This is a genomic window from Streptomyces sp. NPDC047880 (genome assembly GCF_040706515.1).
Taxonomy (GTDB): Bacteria; Actinomycetota; Actinomycetes; order Streptomycetales; family Streptomycetaceae; genus Streptomyces.
This window is the reverse complement of record NZ_JBEZOK010000012.1, coordinates 118,459-134,343: the sequence shown is the minus strand read 5'-3', so window position 1 is coordinate 134,343 and position 15,885 is coordinate 118,459. Positions and strand designations below refer to the sequence as shown.

Annotated in this window: 16 protein-coding genes; 4 read left to right on the top strand and 12 right to left on the bottom strand. The window is 71.9% G+C overall.

From position 1 onward, the window contains the following. Positions 1 to 5 precede the first annotated feature (5 nt). The 3 genes from AB0937_RS19900 to AB0937_RS19890 all read right to left on the bottom strand — a co-directional run bounded on the left by AB0937_RS19900 (position 6) and on the right by AB0937_RS19890 (position 3,618). Positions 6 to 989 (bottom strand): small ribosomal subunit Rsm22 family protein, encoded by a 984-nt coding sequence (locus AB0937_RS19900; RefSeq protein ID WP_366713320.1) that lies wholly within the window; start codon positions 987 to 989, stop codon positions 6 to 8. 200 nt (positions 990 to 1,189) lie between these two features. Then, entirely contained in the window at positions 1,190 to 2,368 is a 1,179-nt protein-coding gene (locus tag AB0937_RS19895) for a serine hydrolase domain-containing protein (RefSeq protein ID WP_366713318.1), read from the bottom strand. Next, positions 2,311 to 3,618 carry a multidrug effflux MFS transporter gene (locus AB0937_RS19890; protein ID WP_366713316.1) on the bottom strand — a complete coding sequence of 436 codons (1,308 nt, stop codon included), beginning with the start codon at positions 3,616 to 3,618 and terminating at the stop codon, positions 2,311 to 2,313. Before AB0937_RS19890 ends, AB0937_RS19895 begins: the two co-directional genes overlap by 58 nt. A gap of 84 nt (positions 3,619 to 3,702) precedes the next feature. Between AB0937_RS19890 and AB0937_RS19885 the strand changes: the two genes are divergently transcribed. Continuing rightward, positions 3,703 to 4,725 carry a Gfo/Idh/MocA family oxidoreductase gene (locus AB0937_RS19885; RefSeq protein WP_366713315.1) on the top strand — a complete coding sequence of 341 codons (1,023 nt, stop codon included), beginning with the start codon at positions 3,703 to 3,705 and terminating at the stop codon, positions 4,723 to 4,725. A gap of 50 nt (positions 4,726 to 4,775) precedes the next feature. Further along, a complete protein-coding gene (locus AB0937_RS19880) occupies positions 4,776 to 5,534 on the top strand; it encodes an SDR family oxidoreductase (protein WP_366713313.1) in 759 nt (252 codons plus the stop codon). Between the two features lie 324 nt (positions 5,535 to 5,858). Here AB0937_RS19880 and AB0937_RS19875 read toward each other — a convergent pair whose 3' ends face one another. Beyond that, the gene (locus tag AB0937_RS19875) at positions 5,859 to 6,185 is read right to left on the bottom strand and encodes a nuclear transport factor 2 family protein (protein ID WP_362039625.1); all 327 of its coding nucleotides are present in this window, start codon (positions 6,183 to 6,185) and stop codon (positions 5,859 to 5,861) included. 159 nt (positions 6,186 to 6,344) lie between these two features. On the opposite strand from AB0937_RS19875, the gene AB0937_RS19870 reads away from it, so the two are divergent. Beyond that, complete coding sequence (locus tag AB0937_RS19870) at positions 6,345 to 6,902, top strand: DoxX family protein (protein WP_366713311.1); 558 nt, start codon at positions 6,345 to 6,347, stop codon at positions 6,900 to 6,902. A gap of 53 nt (positions 6,903 to 6,955) precedes the next feature. Next, the gene (locus AB0937_RS19865) at positions 6,956 to 7,321 is read left to right on the top strand and encodes a MazG-like family protein (RefSeq protein ID WP_366713309.1); all 366 of its coding nucleotides are present in this window, start codon (positions 6,956 to 6,958) and stop codon (positions 7,319 to 7,321) included. A gap of 112 nt (positions 7,322 to 7,433) precedes the next feature. On the opposite strand, the gene AB0937_RS19860 is transcribed toward AB0937_RS19865, so the two are convergent. Genes AB0937_RS19860 through AB0937_RS19825 form a run of 8 tightly spaced genes read right to left on the bottom strand, consistent with a single transcriptional unit; the run spans position 7,434 to position 15,879 of the window. Next, positions 7,434 to 8,216 carry a hypothetical protein gene (locus tag AB0937_RS19860; protein ID WP_366713307.1) on the bottom strand — a complete coding sequence of 261 codons (783 nt, stop codon included), beginning with the start codon at positions 8,214 to 8,216 and terminating at the stop codon, positions 7,434 to 7,436. A gap of 46 nt (positions 8,217 to 8,262) precedes the next feature. Then, positions 8,263 to 8,727, bottom strand: coding sequence for a hypothetical protein (locus AB0937_RS19855; protein WP_366713306.1), 465 nt, complete (start codon positions 8,725 to 8,727; stop codon positions 8,263 to 8,265). A 20-nt stretch (positions 8,728 to 8,747) separates the two neighbouring features. Beyond that, positions 8,748 to 10,025 carry an MlaD family protein gene (locus tag AB0937_RS19850; RefSeq protein WP_366713304.1) on the bottom strand — a complete coding sequence of 426 codons (1,278 nt, stop codon included), beginning with the start codon at positions 10,023 to 10,025 and terminating at the stop codon, positions 8,748 to 8,750. Further along, positions 10,022 to 11,326 (bottom strand): MCE family protein, encoded by a 1,305-nt coding sequence (locus AB0937_RS19845; RefSeq protein ID WP_366713302.1) that lies wholly within the window; start codon positions 11,324 to 11,326, stop codon positions 10,022 to 10,024. Before AB0937_RS19845 ends, AB0937_RS19850 begins: the two co-directional genes overlap by 4 nt. Continuing rightward, a complete protein-coding gene (locus AB0937_RS19840) occupies positions 11,323 to 12,438 on the bottom strand; it encodes an MCE family protein (RefSeq protein WP_366713301.1) in 1,116 nt (371 codons plus the stop codon). Before AB0937_RS19840 ends, AB0937_RS19845 begins: the two co-directional genes overlap by 4 nt. Further along, on the bottom strand, positions 12,435 to 13,598 hold the full coding sequence (locus AB0937_RS19835) for an MCE family protein (RefSeq protein ID WP_366713300.1): 1,164 nt from the start codon (positions 13,596 to 13,598) through the stop codon (positions 12,435 to 12,437). The genes AB0937_RS19840 and AB0937_RS19835 overlap by 4 nt, the downstream gene beginning before the upstream one ends. Then, positions 13,595 to 14,632, bottom strand: a complete 1,038-nt coding sequence (locus tag AB0937_RS19830; RefSeq protein ID WP_366713299.1) for an MlaD family protein — start codon at positions 14,630 to 14,632, stop codon at positions 13,595 to 13,597. The genes AB0937_RS19835 and AB0937_RS19830 overlap by 4 nt, the downstream gene beginning before the upstream one ends. Then, complete coding sequence (locus AB0937_RS19825) at positions 14,629 to 15,879, bottom strand: MCE family protein (RefSeq protein WP_366713297.1); 1,251 nt, start codon at positions 15,877 to 15,879, stop codon at positions 14,629 to 14,631. The genes AB0937_RS19830 and AB0937_RS19825 overlap by 4 nt, the downstream gene beginning before the upstream one ends. Positions 15,880 to 15,885 lie beyond the last annotated feature (6 nt).

The following is a 15,885-nucleotide window of genomic DNA, read 5'->3' as shown; positions in this document are numbered from 1 at the left end:
CTGGGTCACGAGGGCGGCCAGGGGTCTCCCCAGTCGGCGTCCCGGGCGGCCTTGTACAGGTCGCCGTGGCGTTTGGTGACGGTGGCGCGGCGCAGGGACGGTTCGCTCTCGCACAGGTCGAGGAGCACCTGGCCCTTGCGGATCTGGGGGCGCCGGACGACCCGGGCGGGTGCCGGTTCGACGGGGAAGCGGGCGGCTGCCACGTAGGCGAACTTCTCGTCCTCGTACGCGAGGGAGCCGCCCTTGACCTGGCGGTGCAGGGAGGAGCGGCTGACCCGGGCGGAGAAGTGGCACCAGTCGGTGCCGGGGGCGATGGGGCAGGCGGCGCTGTGCGGGCAGGGGGCGGCGATCCGGAAGCCGGCGCTGATCAGCCGGTCCCGGGCCTCGATGAGACGGGTGTAGCCGTCGGGTGTGCCCGGCTCGACGATCACGACGGCCTGTGCGGCGGCCGCGGCGGCGTCGACGAGGGCGGTGCGGTCGGCGGTGGTCAGCTCGTTGAGGACGTAGGAGACGGTGACGAGGTCCGTGCTCTCCAGGGTGAGGGCCGCTCCGATCCGCGAGCGCTGCCAGCGGACGTCCTTCAGCTCCGGGTTGGCCGCGGCGATCTCGCGTCCCAGGGCGAGCGCGGGTTCCGCCCAGTCGAGCACGGTGACGGGCCGCCGCCCGCCCCAGACCGCGCTCACGGCCCAGGCGGCGGCACCGGTGCCGCCGCCGAGGTCGGTGTGGCCGCCGGGCACCCACGCGGGCGCGGCCTCGGCGAACGCCTCCAGCGCGGCGCGCACGGCCTCGAAGGTCGCGGGCATCCGGTAGGCGGCGTAGGCGGCGACGTCGGCCCGGTCCCGGAGGATGGGGGTGTCGGTCGGGGTGGCTCCCCGGTAGTTGCTGATCAGCCGCTCCACGGCCTGCGCGGCCTGCCGCGGCGGCAGCCCGTCGAGCAGACCGGCGAGGGCGGCACGGAGGTTTTCGGCCGGGGGTGCGGGGGCGTTCACCCGGCGATTCTACGAGGCGGGCGCAGGACGTCGGGCGGCGCGCGTTCTGGAGGGCGGTGTGCGCGGTCCGGTGCCGCGTTCCACACACGAGCCGCTCGGGACGGCCGGGCGGTGTTCCCGCCCGCCCGTCACCCGCCGAGGGCCCGGTCACGCCCCCGGGCCCCTCACCTTCTCCCCTGGTCCCGGCCCCGCCCCGGACTTCACCGCACCGCTCGCGCCACCCGTGACGCCGCTGCCGCCCTGGGTGCGCTGTCCGGGCGGCGGCGGCGTGGGTGGACGGCGTTGGTGAGGAGGATCAGGAACGTGTCCGTGGCCGGGTCCAGGACGAGGGACGTGCCCGTGAAGCCGGTGTGGCCCGCCGCGCCGCGGCCCGCCAGGTCGCCCATGAACCAGGGCTGGTCGAGGGAGAACCCGAGGCCGGGCGGGGTGAAGAGCAGTTCGACGAAGTCGGGGCCGAGGATGCGGGCGGGGCCGTACGAGCCGCCGGCGAGGAGGGTCCGGCAGAACACCGCGAGGTCCCGGCCGGTGGAGAACAGCCCCGCGTGGCCGGCCACGCCCCCGAGCGCCCAGGCGTTCTCGTCGTGGACCTCGCCCCGCAGCATCCCCCGGTCCGCCTTGGCCCAGGGCCGCCGCTGGTCCTCCGTCGCCGCGGCGCCCGGACACGGCCCGAAGTCCGTCGCCGTCATGCCCAGCGGCCGGGTGATCCCGTCCCGGAAGAGGACGTCGAGCGTGCGGCCGCTGACGCGTTCCAGGACGTGCTGCAGGAGCAGCATGTTCAGGTCGGAGTAGGAGTACGTGCCCGGCGCCCCCACCGGCGGCTCCGCCTGGAGCATCGCCAGCCGCTGCGCGTCGTCGGGGCAGTCGTACAGCGGGAGTTCGGGCCGCAGCCCGGAAGTGTGCGTGAGCAGCTGCCGTACGGTGATGCCGTGCCGGGCGGCCGCCGTGAAATCGGGCAGGTACGCCCCGACCTTCGCGTCGATGCCGAGTGTGCCCCGCTCGATCTGCTGCACGGCGGCCACGGACGTGAACAGTTTGGTGAGGGACGCCAGGTCGAAGGGCGTGCCGACGGTCATGGGGACCCGTTCCCCGGCAGGCAGCTCCACCCCGGCGTCGGCCTCGGGGTCGTAGGCCGCGTAGCGGACGGCCCAGCCCGCCGCCTCCTCCACCGCGATCACCGGGCCGCGCCCGACGACCAGGACCGCACCTGGGGCCCAGGGGCGCTGCCCGGTGGTGAGGACGTGGACCTCCCGGACGAGGTGACGCAGTTCCCCGGGGTCGAGTCCGGCCCGCTCCGGCGTGCCGTCGCGCAGTCTCGGTGCGCTCAGCTGACTGCTCCCTCCGCGCTCGAACGGCTGCTCTCCTTCTTCCAGGGTCGGCACATTCCCATGAAGCAGGCCAGTGCCACCAGTGCGGCGGCCAGTTGGACGACGGCCATCGGGAGGGCGGTGTCCTCACCGGCGATGCCGACGAGCGGGGAGGCGATCGCGCCGATGAGGAAGGAGGTGGTGCCGAGCAGGGCCGACGCGGAGCCGGCCGCGTGCTTGGTGCGCATCAGGGCGAGGGCCTGGGTGTTGGGCAGGGTGACGCCCATCGCGGACATGAGCACGAACAGCGCGGCGGCGACGGGCACCAGACCGGCCTCGCCGAAGACGCCGAGGGACATCAGCAGCAGCGCGGTCGCGGCGGTGATGACGGTCGCGAGGCCGACGCCCAGCACCCGGTCCAGGCTGACCCGGCCGACCAGGATCTTGCCGTTGATCTGGCCGACGAGGACCAGTCCGACCGAGTTGACGCCGAACAGCAGGCTGAACGTCTGCGGGGAGGCGCCGTAGATCTCCTGGATGACGAACGGGGACGCGGAGATGTAGGCGAAGAGCGCGGCGAAGGCGAAGCCGCCGGTGAGCATGTAGCCGGCGAAGGCGCGGTCGGCGAGCAGGCCGCGCATCGCGCGCAGGGCCTCGCCGACGCCGCCGCTGTGCCGCTCGGCGGGTTCCAGCGTCTCGGGCAGCCTCGTCCAGACCAGCACCCCGATCAGCACGCCGATGGCGGTGAGGACGACGAACACGCCCCGCCAGTCCGTGACGCGCAGGACCTGCCCGCCGATGAGCGGCGCCACGATCGGGGCGACGCCGGAGATCAGCATGAGGGTGGAGAAGAAGCGGGCCATGGCCATGCCGTCGTAGAGGTCGCGGACGACGGCCCGGGCGATGACGATGGCGGCGGCGCCCGCGAGGCCCTGGGCCAGCCGGAAGGCCACCAGCAGCTCCACGGTGGGCGCGAGCGCGCACAGGACGGTGGCGACGACGAAGACCGCGAGTCCGGCGAGCAGCGGGCGGCGGCGTCCCCAGCGGTCGCTCATCGGCCCGACCACCAACTGCCCGAGCGCCATGCCGGCCAGGCAGGCGGTGAGCGTGAGCTGGACGGTCGCGGCGGGCGCGTGCAGGGAACGGGTGACCTGCGGCAGGGACGGGAGGTACATGTCCATCGCCAGCGGGGGCACGGCGGTCAGGCTTCCGAGCAGGAAGGTGACCAGGAGCCCGGTGCGGCGGTGCGGTGTGCGGCCGGGCCGCTCCGTCCCGGCTGCGGCCTCCTGCGCGGTCCTCGATATGGACCCCCCACCCTCGGGCATGAGTCCCTCCCTCTCCGAGTCGATCGCCACCTATGCTCTCAGCTCGTACGCATGCTCGGGGTCGCGAGGTGGAGGCGGGGCGGTATGACGGCGGACACGGTGCGGTGGGGGATCCTGGCGACCGGGGGGATCGCGGCGGCGTTCACCGCGGATCTGATCGACCTGCCGGACGCGGAGGTCGTGGCCGTGGCGTCGCGGTCGCCGGAGTCGGCGAAGGCGTTCGCGGAGCGCTTCGGGACACCCCGGGCCTACGGCGACTGGAACGCGCTCGCGCAGGACGAGGACATCGATGTCGTCTACGTCGCCACCCCGCACACCGCCCACCGGGCCGCGGCCGGGCTGTGTCTGGCGGCCGGGCGGAACGTGCTGTGCGAGAAGCCCTTCACGCTGAACGTGCGCGAGGCGGAGGAACTCGTCGCGCTGGCGCGGGAGCACGGGCGCTTCCTGATGGAGGCGATGTGGATGTACTGCAACCCGCTGGTCCGGCGGCTCAAGGCGCTCGTCGACGACGGGGCGATCGGCGAGGTGCGCAGCGTCCAGGCCGACTTCGGGCTGGCCGGCCCCTTCCCGCCCTCGCACCGGCTGCGCAACCCGCGGCTGGGCGGCGGCGCGCTGCTCGACCTCGGCGTGTACCCGGTGTCGTTCGCGCAGCTGCTGCTCGGGGAGCCGTCGGACGTCGCGGCGCGGGCGGTGCTCTCCGAGGAGGGTGTCGACCTCCAGACGGCGGCGGTGCTCTCGTTCGACAGCGGCGCGCTCGGTTCGGTGCACTGCTCCCTCGTGGGCGGTACGGCGACCTCCGCTTCGGTCACCGGCTCCGAGGGCCGGATCGACGTCCCGAACGGCTTCTTCTTCCCGGACCGTTTCGTCCTGCACCGGGACGGCCGGGACGCCGAGGAGTTCACGGCCGACCCGGCGGACGGGCCGCGCAACAGCATGCGTCACGAGGCGCTCGAGGTGATGCGGGCCCTGCGGGCCGGGGAGACCGAGTCCCCGCTGGTCCCGCTCGACGGCACGCTCGCCGTGATGCGCACGCTCGACGCGATCCGGGACCGTGTCGGGGTCCGCTACCCCGGCGAGACGGGCGAGCCGGAACTCACGCCCGTCTGACGCCCTCGTCCCGCCGGGGCGACGGGCGCGCTCCCGTACGCTGCGGGCCCATGAATGCCAAGGACAATGCGATCGCGGTGGTGACCGGGGCGGGTTCCGGCATCGGCCGGGCGGTCGCCGTGGAACTGCTGCGCACGGGCTGGTCGGTGGCGCTGGCGGGCCGGCGCGCGGAGACCCTGGAGGAGACGGCGGCGCTGGCACCCGGGGCCGCGTCTGTGGCGGTACGCACGGACGTCTCACGCCCCGAGGACGTGAACGCCCTGTTCGCCGCCACCGTCGAGCGCTTCGGCCGGGTCGACCTGCTGTTCAACAACGCGGGCACGTTCGGGCCCGGCGGCGTGCCGGTCGAGGAACTGCCCTACGAGGCCTGGCGGCACGTGGTGGACACCAACCTCAACGGGGCGTTCCTGTGCGCGCAGGCGGCGTACCGGCAGATGAAGGAGCAGGATCCGCAGGGCGGCCGGATCATCAACAACGGCTCGATCTCCGCGCACACGCCCCGTCCGCACTCGGTGGCCTACACGGCGACCAAGCACGCCCTGACGGGCCTGACGAAGTCCCTCTCCCTGGACGGCCGGCCGTACGGGATCGCGGTGGGGCAGATCGACATCGGCAACGCGGCCACCGACATGACGTCCCGTATGCAGACGGGAGCGCTGCAGGCAAACGGGGAAGTCGCCCCGGAACCGGTGATGGACGTCGCGGACGTGGCCCGCACGGTGCGGCACATGGCCGAACTGCCGCTGGAGGCGAACGTGCAGTTCGCGACCGTACTGGCGACGGCGATGCCGTACGTCGGACGCGGCTGAGCGCGCGGCAAGTTCGTCAACTCGTCAACCTGCACAAACGGAATAGGAACCTCCGCCCCATTGCGGCCGGTAGGGGAATTATGCTCAACTCTCCTACACGAAAGCTTCACACTTGGAGCAGAGAGCTCCCGTCGGCCACATCCAGGGGGGAGGCGGCAGTCGTTCCACGGCACCGGGTGGGGGTGGATTCCGCGAGGGACCGCGGAGTACGCACCGGTGCGCGTGGAACGACTGCCGCTCACATCGAGGGCCGAGGCGGGGTGACCGGCCAAGGGACCAGAGGCCGGTGTCGAAGGACAAGCCCCCGCGGGACGCCGGGGGGCCTCAGGCCTGCCCGGTCTCGAAGCGCGTGATCCTGCCGTCCTCGTCCACCTGGAAACTCCACCGGGTGCGCATCTCGCCCCAGGTGTCGTTGCTGTAGCGGGCGAGGAGGGAACGGCCGCCGTTGGACTCGTTGTCGACCTCCATGTGGCCGTGGGAGGAGAAGATCTCCCGGTCCACCCAGTCGGCGAGGTCACGGTCGGAGCCGTCGTCCGTCATGGTCGCGCCCGGCGCGAGGAGCTCCATGAAGCTCTCGCGGTCGTGGTTGTTCACGGCGGTCACGAAGGCCCGGACGGCCGGATCGCTGAGGCGCGTGGTCTGAATCGTCATACGGGCCAGACTCGTACCGGCCCCCGCCCCACGCCACCGGTGCCACCCGAACGGCGTCGGCGGACGGGCCCGCCGGGTGTCGCCGGGTGCGAGGGGTGCGACCGTGGACAGGCGACGAGATGAGCTCCTCCATTCCTGCTGCCTGCTCCGGGAGACGACGTGAGGCGTAACGACCGACGTGATCTGGGTCTGCTGCTGCTCCGGCTGGGGGCGGGCGGTGTGCTGGCGGCCCACGGCGCGCAGAAGCTGTTCGGCTGGTTCGGCGGACACGGCATCGAGGGCACCGGCCAGTTCATGGAATCCGTCGGCTACGCCCCCGGCAAGGCGAGCGCGACGGCGGCGGGCCTCGCGGAAACGGGCGGCGGCACGCTGCTGGCCCTGGGCCTGGCCACGCCGGCCGCGGGGGCGGCGGCGGCCGGGGCGATGGCGGGCGCGGCGGCCGTGCACGCCCCCAACGGCTTCTTCAACCAGGGCGGCGGCTACGAGTACGCGGCGACCTTGGGCCTCACGGCCGCGGGCCTGGCCGTCACCGGCCCGGGCCGCCTCTCCGTCGACCATCTGCTCGGCCACGCGGTGAACCGAAGCTGGATGATCCCGGCGGCCTTCGCGGCGACGGCGGCGGGCACGGCGGCGGTGGTGGGCGCCAGGGCGAGGCGGCTGCGGAAGGCGAAGGAGGGGGAACAGGAGGCGTTGTTCGAGGAGGAGTACATGGAGTAGGGGGCGGCCGGGGCCGGGGGCGCTGTCGGTCCGGCATGGCAGGCTGCGCCCCCATGAACGAACAGTCGCCCGCCCATGAACTCTGGTCCGCCATCGACGCCCTGTGGGAGTGGCTCGACCAGAGCCGGCCGATCGAGGGTCGCGAGGGCGTACTCCTGCGCATCCTGAAACTGACCGAGGAGGTCGGCGAGGTCTCGGAGGCGGTGATCGGGGCGACGGGGCAGAACCCGCGCAAGGGGGTCACGCATTCGTGGGAGGACGTGCAGGCGGAGCTGTGCGATGTGGTCATCACGGCACTGGTGGCGTTGCGGACGCTGACGCCGGAGGCCCGAGAGGTGTTCGCACGGCACCTGGGCCGGGTGGCACGACGGTCCACGGCGCGGCCGGCAGAGGCGGACGTTCCGCGTCGGTCGCTCTGATCACCGGGTACCGCGCGAGAGCCCGTTCACCTTTCCGCCAAGCGCCCGCACCGCCAGGGCCCACACCGACCGGGTCCCCGACGAGATGACCCCGGGAAGCCCGGTCCTGCCTTCACAAGGCGTCCACCGCGCTCACCTTCCACCCGTCGCCCGTGCGCTCCATCGTCATCCGCACCCGGTTCTGGTCCAGGCGGGAACCCGTCACCTGGGTGCTCTCGGTGACCTGGTTGACGAAGAGCAGGACGACGATCCTGTCGGGAGAGGCCGAGACGACGGAGGCGGCCGGGGCGCCGGCGGAGCCGGGGGCGGCGACCCTCGCCTTCACCACGCCTCGGTACTTCTCGGCCGTCGGGGCGACCACGGTCTTCGTGGTCTTGCCGTACTCGTCGCGGAAGTCGCCGGTCAGGTGGGCGCGGGCCTTCGAGAAGTCCCTGTCCAGGTGACGGTAGTCGTACGACAGGACGACCGGCGCCGCCTTTCGCGCGGCCGTGAGCGCCTCGGTCCGGGCGGTCTCCGTCAGGCGGCCGTCGCGGTACCGCCATCCCAGGGCGGCGACCGCGACCAGGCCGACGACGAGCAGGACGGCCAGGACCGAAGTGAGCAGCCTGCGACGCCCGGTGGGACCGTGCTCGCTCCGCTCTTGCGGCCCGTCCTCCTCGAACGACTGAGCCGACGGCTCCGGAGGGTCGTCCCAGCCGTCCTTCGGGGCCTCGACGAGGACGGTGCGTCCGGTGAACGGCCGCTCGGCCCGGCACGGGGACCCCTCGTCGGTGGCCGTCACGGTCCCCGCTTCGCGGTGGCCGCGCTCCGCGCGCTTCGCCGCCGCGCGGGCGGCCGCCGTCATGGTGCGGCGGGTGCCGGGAGCGGGGGCGCGGCCGCTGGTCGTCTTCGGCATGGTGGTACTCCTCGTCGGTGCTTGTGTCGGCGGATCGGCCCGTGAATCAGCCGACGAACTCGACGTCGGACGTCAGCCAGCGGCCGTCCTTGTGTACGAGGTCGAGCTGGAGCCGGTAGGTGCGCGCCTCTCCCCCGGGCACGGCGGTGTTGGTCACCTTGCTGTCGGCGACCACCAGCACACGGGCCGAGTTCTCGTCGGAGCGGACGATGCCCGCCTCCAGGACCTGGCCTTCCGACACGGACTTGTTCTGGGCCACCAGCTTCGTGAGCTGCTCCGTCTGGGCGGTGAACTGCTTCTTGAAGTCGCCGGTCGCGCCCGCCAGGACATTCGCGCTGTCGCGGTCGTAGTGCCGGTAGTCGAGGGAGGTGAAGTTCAGCGCCGACTGGCGGGCCGCGGCCAGGATGCCCTGGCGCCGTTGGTCCGTCTCGCGCTGTTCGTGGATTCCGAAGGCCAGCCAGAGCGCCAGTGCTGTGGTGATGACGGTCGCCGCGACGAGTCCCGCCGCCATCACCCGGGGTCCTACCTGCCTCATGCCATGGGGCCGACGAGCAGCCATTGCCACGACTCCTTTCCGAACACGGCCTGCTGGCCGCCCGCCGAGCCGATCTCGACGTTCCTTCCGTCCGGGCCGGTCGTGGTGCCGGTCTCCGGGTCGTACGGGGTGACGTGCGCCGCCTGGTTCGCGCCGCCGTCGGGTGTCGGCGCGCCCGGCGCGTTCTGCGCGCCGCGTACCGACGACTCGCTGCCGCGCGGGAGCGTGCAGCGGGCGTCGCTGTTCGCCTCGCGTGTGCCGGTGTCCGCCGGGTCGCGGCGTACCGTGCCGTACCCCTGGGTGCAGGCCGGTGGTTCGTCGGCGTTCAGCACCAGGCCGAAGTGGGTGGTGCCGTCGCCGGGGACGACCGTGTGGCTGCCCGCCACCGTCAGCGGGAAGGTGACGAGGGCCTGCTCCACGCCGGGGAGGCGGGCCAGCGTGACCTGGCCGCCGCTGATCAGGTTGGCCAGCAGGACCGACAGCTGCGGCCCGGTCGACTTCAGCAGCGAGTTCAGTTCCTGCGCCGCCGGCCGCGCGTTTCCGATCAGCTTGCGCAGGTCCCCGTCACTGGCCTTCAACTGGGCTGACAGCGCCGCCAGATCGCGCGCGAACGACTTGATCGACGAGCCCTGGTCGGCCTGTGTCTTCAGGACCTTCCGTGAGTCCTCGATCAGGGCGACGGTCTCCGGCAGCGCCTCGGACGCCGACTCGACCAGGGTGTTGCCCGAGTCCACCAGGCGGCCCAGGTCGGGTCCGGTGCCGGTGAACGCCTTGCCCAACTCGTCGACCGTGACCCGCAGGTCGTCCTTGCCGACCGAGTTCACCAGGCGGTCCAGGCTGAGCACCATGTCCGTCGTCGACAGCGGCACCCGTGTGCTCTCGCGCGGGATCGTGCTGCCCTCCAGCAGGTACGGGCCGCGGGAGGTCCGGGGCTGGAGATCGACGTACTGCTCGCCCACCGCCGAGCGGTTCGCCACCACCGCCAGCGTGTCCGCCGGGATGTGCGGCGCCCCGTCCTCGATGTCGAGCGTGACCGAGACCCCGTCCGGGCCGGCCAGGCGCAGTGCGCTGACCTTGCCCACCGGCACCCCGCGGTAGGTGACCTCGGCACCGGGGAACACGCCCCCGGAGTCGGCGAACTCGGCCCGCACGGTGTAGCCGCGGTCCAGGACCTCGTCCACCAGGCCCGTGTACTCGGCGCCGACGTACGACACGCCCACGGCGGTGAGAGTGGCGAAGGCGATCAGTTGCGCCCTGACCGTACGGGTGATCACGGCTGGACCCCCTTCAGCATCAGTTCGGCGAGTTCGAGGTTGATCCCCTCGGTCCGGTGGCCCTCGGTCCGGTGGTCTTGGGGGCCGTAGCCGGCGGTGCACACCGGCGGGCACAGCGGGCCGTCGCCGCCCGAGGGGGCGGACGGGGACGACGGCACGGTCGGACCGCTCGGCAGCGCGGTGGGCTTCGGCACGCCCGGCACGTCCGGCACGTCCGGGAGATCCGGTGCGTCCGGCAGGTCGGGGGGCTCGGGAAGCTCGGGCACCCGGCTGTCCCCGCCGCCTCCGCCGCCCGGTTCGTCCGTCAGGTTGCCGTAGACGCCGGCCAGATCGAGGTCCGCCGTGACGTGCAGGTTGACGTAGTCGCCCTTGATGGCGTCCACCACGTTGCGCGGGAAGGGGTAGGTGGTGAGCAGTTCCAGGGAGTTGGGCAGGTCGCTGCCCGCCTTGTTGAGCTGTTGCAGGATCGGCCGGAGCCGCTTGAGGTTGGCGACCGTGTCGCCGTGCGAGGCGTTGACCACCTTGGTGCCGGTTCTGCCCAGCTTGGACAGGGCGGTGAGCATCCTCGTCAGGTCGCGGCGCTGGTCGGCCAGGACCTTCAGGGCGGGCGGCATCGTGTCGACGGCCTCGGCGATCGTCGTCTTCTCCTTGCCCAGCCGTTTGGCCAGCCGGTCCACGGCCTTCAGCGCGCGGACGATGTCCTGGCGCTGATCGTCCAGGCCGCCGATGAAGGTGTCGAGCTCCTTGAGCAGGGACCTGACCCGGTTCTCCCGGCCTTCCAGGGCCTTGTTCAGCTCCGTGGTGATCGTCTTGAGCTGAGCGACGCCACCGCCGTTGAGCAGGGCGGACAGGGCGGACAGCACCTCCTCGACCTCCGGGTTGCGGCCGCTGCGGGACAGCGGGATCACATCACCGTCGCGGAGCCGGCCGGCCGGTGCGCTCTCCGGCGGCCCGGACAGCGCCACGTACTTCTCGCCGAGCATGCTGGTCTGCCGCAGCTCGGCGATGGCGTTGGCGGGCAGCTTCACCGAGTCGGCGACCCGGAGGCGGACCCTGGCATGCCACCCCTCCAGCTCCACCTTCTCCACCGCGCCCACCGTGACGTTGTCGACCTTGACCGACGACTGCGGAACCAGGTCCAGAACGTCGCGGAACTCGACGGTGACGTGGTAGGCGCGGCCGTCGGCGGCGGCTCCGCCGGGGAGCGGGACGTCGTACCAGCCGTTGAACTCACAGCCGGACAGGAGCACCGTTGCGACGGCCGTCCACGCGACGGCCCCGCTCTTGCGCAGGGGCCTCATGCGCTCGCCCCCAGGATTCCGCCGAGGGTGCGGTCGACCGTGCCGGCGCCCGAGGTGCCCCGGGGCACCTCGGGCAGGGAGTCGAAGAGGTCCCTCAGGTCCCCGCAGTCGGTCTTCTCCCCGGTCGTCTTCAGGATCGAGCACAGCAGTGAGGCCGGATCCTGCGGACGGTCCGGGTTGTTGCGGGTGTCGAGGGTGCCGGCGGAAGGGTTGTAGGCGTTGTGCAGGTTCGACACGCCCGTCGGCGCGACCTCCAGCAGCTCCTCCAGCGCCGCCCGTTGGGTGACGAGCACCTTGGTCACCTTGCTCAGGCCCTCCACGTTCGACGTCAGCGACTTCTTGTTCTTCTTCACGAAGGCGGACACGTCACCGAGCGCCGTGCCGAGGTGTTTCAGCGCCGCCGCCAGGTCCTTGCGCTCGCCCGCGAGTTGCCCGGCGACCTTGGCGAGGCTGCTGTTGAACGACCGCACGCTCTTGTCGTCCGCCGCCAGCGCAGCCGTGAACACCTGGAGGTTGCGGACCGTGCCGAACAGGTCCGTGCGGCCGTCGGACAGGGTCGTGACCGCCTCCGAGAGGTCCTTCACCGTCTGGTGCAGGTTCTCGCCCTGGCCGTCGAGGTTGTCGGCGCTGACGCCGAGCAACCGGGACAGGGCGCCGTCCTTGTTGGCGCCCTCGGGGCCGAGCGCCTCGGCCGTGGTGTGCAGGCTGTCGAAGACACGGTCCAGTTCGACCGGCACGGCCGTGCGCGACTCGGGGATCTCGTCCCCGTCCCGCAGTACCGGGCCGCTCCGGTACACCGGCAGCAGCTGCACGTAACGATCGCTGACCACCGAGGAGTTGATGATCGCGGCCTGCGCGTCCGCCGGGACCTTCCGGTCCGCGTCGTACTCCAGCTCCACCCGCACCCGGCCGCCCTCCGGCGTGATCTTCTTGACCTCGCCGATCCGCACACCCAGCACGCGGACGTCCGAGCCGGGGTAGATGCCGACGGTGCGCGGGAAGTACGCCGTGACGCTCGCCGGCTCGGACCGCGGCCACAGGACGCAGGCGAGCGTCGCGACCAGGGCCAGGGCGGTCAGCAGGGCCAGGCGCTTCCTCCAGCGGTTGCTCACTGCGTGCCTCCCGTTCGCGGGACCACCGGGGCGGCGACCAGGTTCTGGACGTAGGAGTCGAACCAGCGGCCGTTGCCGAGGGTGTTGGTAAAGACCCGCACATAGGGCGCCAGGAGCTCGATGCTCCGGTCGAGGCTGGACTGGTTGCGTTCGAGCATCTTCACCACGGTGTTGAGGCCCTTGAGCGCGGGCCCGATCTCCTTCTCGTTGTCCTGGACCAGGCCGGAGAGCTGGATGCCGAGCGCGGCGGAGGTCTTCAGCAGCTTGTGGATCGCCGTACGCCGCTTGCTGATCTCCTTGAACAGCTTGTCGCCGTCCTCGACCAGGGCGGTGAAGTCGCCCGACCGGTCGGCGAGCACACCCGTCACGCCGTTCGCGTGGTCGAGGAGCTCCTTGAGGGCCTTGTCGCGCGAGGCCACGGTCCGGGAGATCCGCGACAGGCCCTTGATGGACGACCGCACTTCGGCGGGTGAGTCCTCGAAGGTCGTCGAGATGGTGTCCAGCGCCTTCGCCAGCCGGTCGGTGTCGACCTTCTCCGTCGTGGTGGTGAGATCGCTGAACGCCTGCACGACGTCGTAGGCGGGGACGGTCCGCTTCAGCGGGATCTCGCTGCCGGGCTCCAACTGGCCCCGGCCCCTGGGGTGCAGGGCGAGGTACTTGGCGCCGAGGATCGTCTTGACCCGGATCGACGCGCCGGTCCCGGTGCCGAACCCCGGCTCGCCCTTGATCTTGAAGGTGACCTTGACATGGTCGCCGTCCAGGTCGACCTCCTCGACCTTGCCGACCTTGACCCCGGCGATCCGCACCTCGTCACCCGGTTTGAGACCGCCCGCCTCCGCGAAGGCGGCACTGTACGTCTCGCCGTCGCCGATCACCGGCAGGCGGTCCGCGTTGAACGCGGCCACGGTCAGCAGCGCCAGGACGGTGAGTCCGACGGCACCGATGACGATGGGACTGCGTTCGCGGAAGGGGCCGAGGTGCGGACGGCGGAGCCGGATCCCCGGCAGCTTCGGCGGGTCGACGCGGACCTTGACCAGCGGCTGCGGACGCGGCTTGCGGCGGGGCAGGAGCCGTACCTCCGGCAGCCGTAGTCTCGGCAGCTTCGGCGGTTCCACCCGCACCTTGAACAGCGGCTCCGGGCGGCGCTGCTTGCGGCTCATGCCCCACACCTCGCCCTCGCCACGTGCATCTCGGGCGTGAGCACCTTTTTCGTCTTCGGCAGCACGATCCGGCCGTCGAAGTCGCACAGGTAGAAGTTGAACCACGATCCGTAGGACGCCGTCCCCGTGAGCTCGTTGAGCTTGTTCGGCAGCCTCTTCAGCACGCCCTCCACGGTCTTCTCGTTGTCGTTCAGCGTCCCGGTGAGGTCGGTCAGTTCCGCGATGTCGTCCTTCAGCGGCGGACGCGCGTCCTTCAGCAGGCCCGATGTGGCCTCCGTCAGATCGCCGATGCTCACCAGCGACTCCCCGATGGGCTTGCGGTCGGCGGACAGGCCCGAGATGACCCGGCGCAACTGCTTGAGAAGTCCGGAGAAGCGGGCGCCGCGCTTGTCGAGCGTCTTCAGCACCGTGTTGAGGTTGTCGATCACCGAGCCGATCAGCTTGTCCCGGCCGGCCAGCGTCGTGGTGAGCGACGCCGTGTGCGTGAGCAGGCTGTTGACGGTGCCGCCCTCCCCCTGGAGGGTCTTGATGATCTCGGTGGCGAGCTGGTTGACGTCCTTCGGGCTGAGCGCGGCGAACAGCGGCTTGAAGCCGTTCAGCAGCGCGTTCAGGTCGAGGGCGGGCTGGGTGCGCGCGAGCGGGATCGTGCCGCCGGGGCGCAGCCGGGTGCCGTCGCCGGCGCCCTCGGTCAGCGCGATGTACCGCTGCCCGACCAGGTTGCGGTAGCGGATGACGGCGCCCGTGCTGGTGAGCAGCGGCCGGTCCTCGCTGGCCGTGAAGGTGACCTCGGCCAGCGTCCGTTCCTTGATCCGGATGCCCTCGACCTCGCCGACCCGCACTCCGGCCACCCGGATGTCGTCGCCCTCCTCCAGGCCGGTGACGTCGCTGAAGACCGCGCGGTACTCGTGCTCGGGGGTGAAGGAGATGTTCACGATGGTGGCGGCGAGCAGGGCCGTCGCCACCACCGTCACCAGCGCGAAGAGGCCGAACTTGATCAGCGGCGCGGCGGTCTGCCGGGCTCCTGTGGTGCTCATGCGACGCTCACCGCCGTCCCGCGCGCCATCGGCCCGAACAGCAGCGTCGCGACCGGCGGCACCTCGTCCGCGGGCACGCCCAGCACCGGTGCCACGAGCGAGCCGACGGCCCGTTGCTCGGCCCGGGTGGCGGAGACGCCGAGCGGACCGCCCGAGGCCGGACTCGCCTCCTTGGAACCGTCCTTGAGGTGGGTGCCGGGCGCCGGCACCGGAGGGTGCGGCAGATCGCGGCAGTTCGGGCCCGACCGCTCGCCGTAGCGCGGTTCCTCACCCGGTTCGTACGCACCCTGCGGCCGTACGACCTCCAGCGTGATGTGCATCTTTCCGCCCTTGAACGCCTCCTCGGACGCCTTCTCCTGCCGGACCAGGCCGGCCAGCAGGCAGGGGTACTGGGGGGAGTAGCGGGCGAACAGCGCCAGCGTGGGACGGGAGACCTGGCCGAGGGTGATCAGCCGGTCGCCGTTGGCGTCGAGGAAGTCCTCGGCGGTGCCCGCGACGGTCGCCGTGGACTTCAGAGCCGCCGCCAGCCGGTCCTTCTGATCGACGATCGTGCGGCTGGTGGTGACGGTGTTGCGCAGGATCTCCATCAGGTCGGGCGCCGCGTCGCCGTACGTCTCGGCGACCTCGGCGAAACGTGCGATGTCCTCGGTGAGGGACGGCAGATGCGGGTTCAGGCGGCGCAGGTAGCTCTCCAGTCGCGTGAGGTTCTCGCCGATCCGGTCGCCGCGGCCGTCGAGGGCGGTGGCGAACGCGTTGAGCGTGGCGTTGAGCTTGCCGGGCTGCACGGTCCGCAGCAGCGGCAGCAGGTCGTTCATCAGCTGCTGGACCTCGATGCCGACGCGGGTGCGGTCCTGGGTGATGACGTCACCGGCACGGATGGGCCGAGCCGAAGAGGACGCGGAGCGCTCGGGCGGGACGAGGTCGACGTACTTCTCACCGAACAGCGTCTTGGGCAGCAGGCGCGCGTGCACGTCGGACGGGATGTGGACGACGTGCTCCGGCTTGAGCGCGATGTCGAGCGTCGCCTTCGTCCCGTCGGCCCGCACCTCGCGCACCTCACCGACCAGCAGCCCGCGCAGCTTGACGTCGGCCCGCGGATCGAGCTGGTTGCCGAGGCTGTCGGCCTCCAGCGTGATCCGCACGACCGGCGTGAACGCCTGCCGGTAGACGGCCACGGACAGGGACAGCAGCAGCGCGAGCACGGCGATGAAGACGACGCCGTACAACCGCAGTCTCAGCACCCTCATACGACG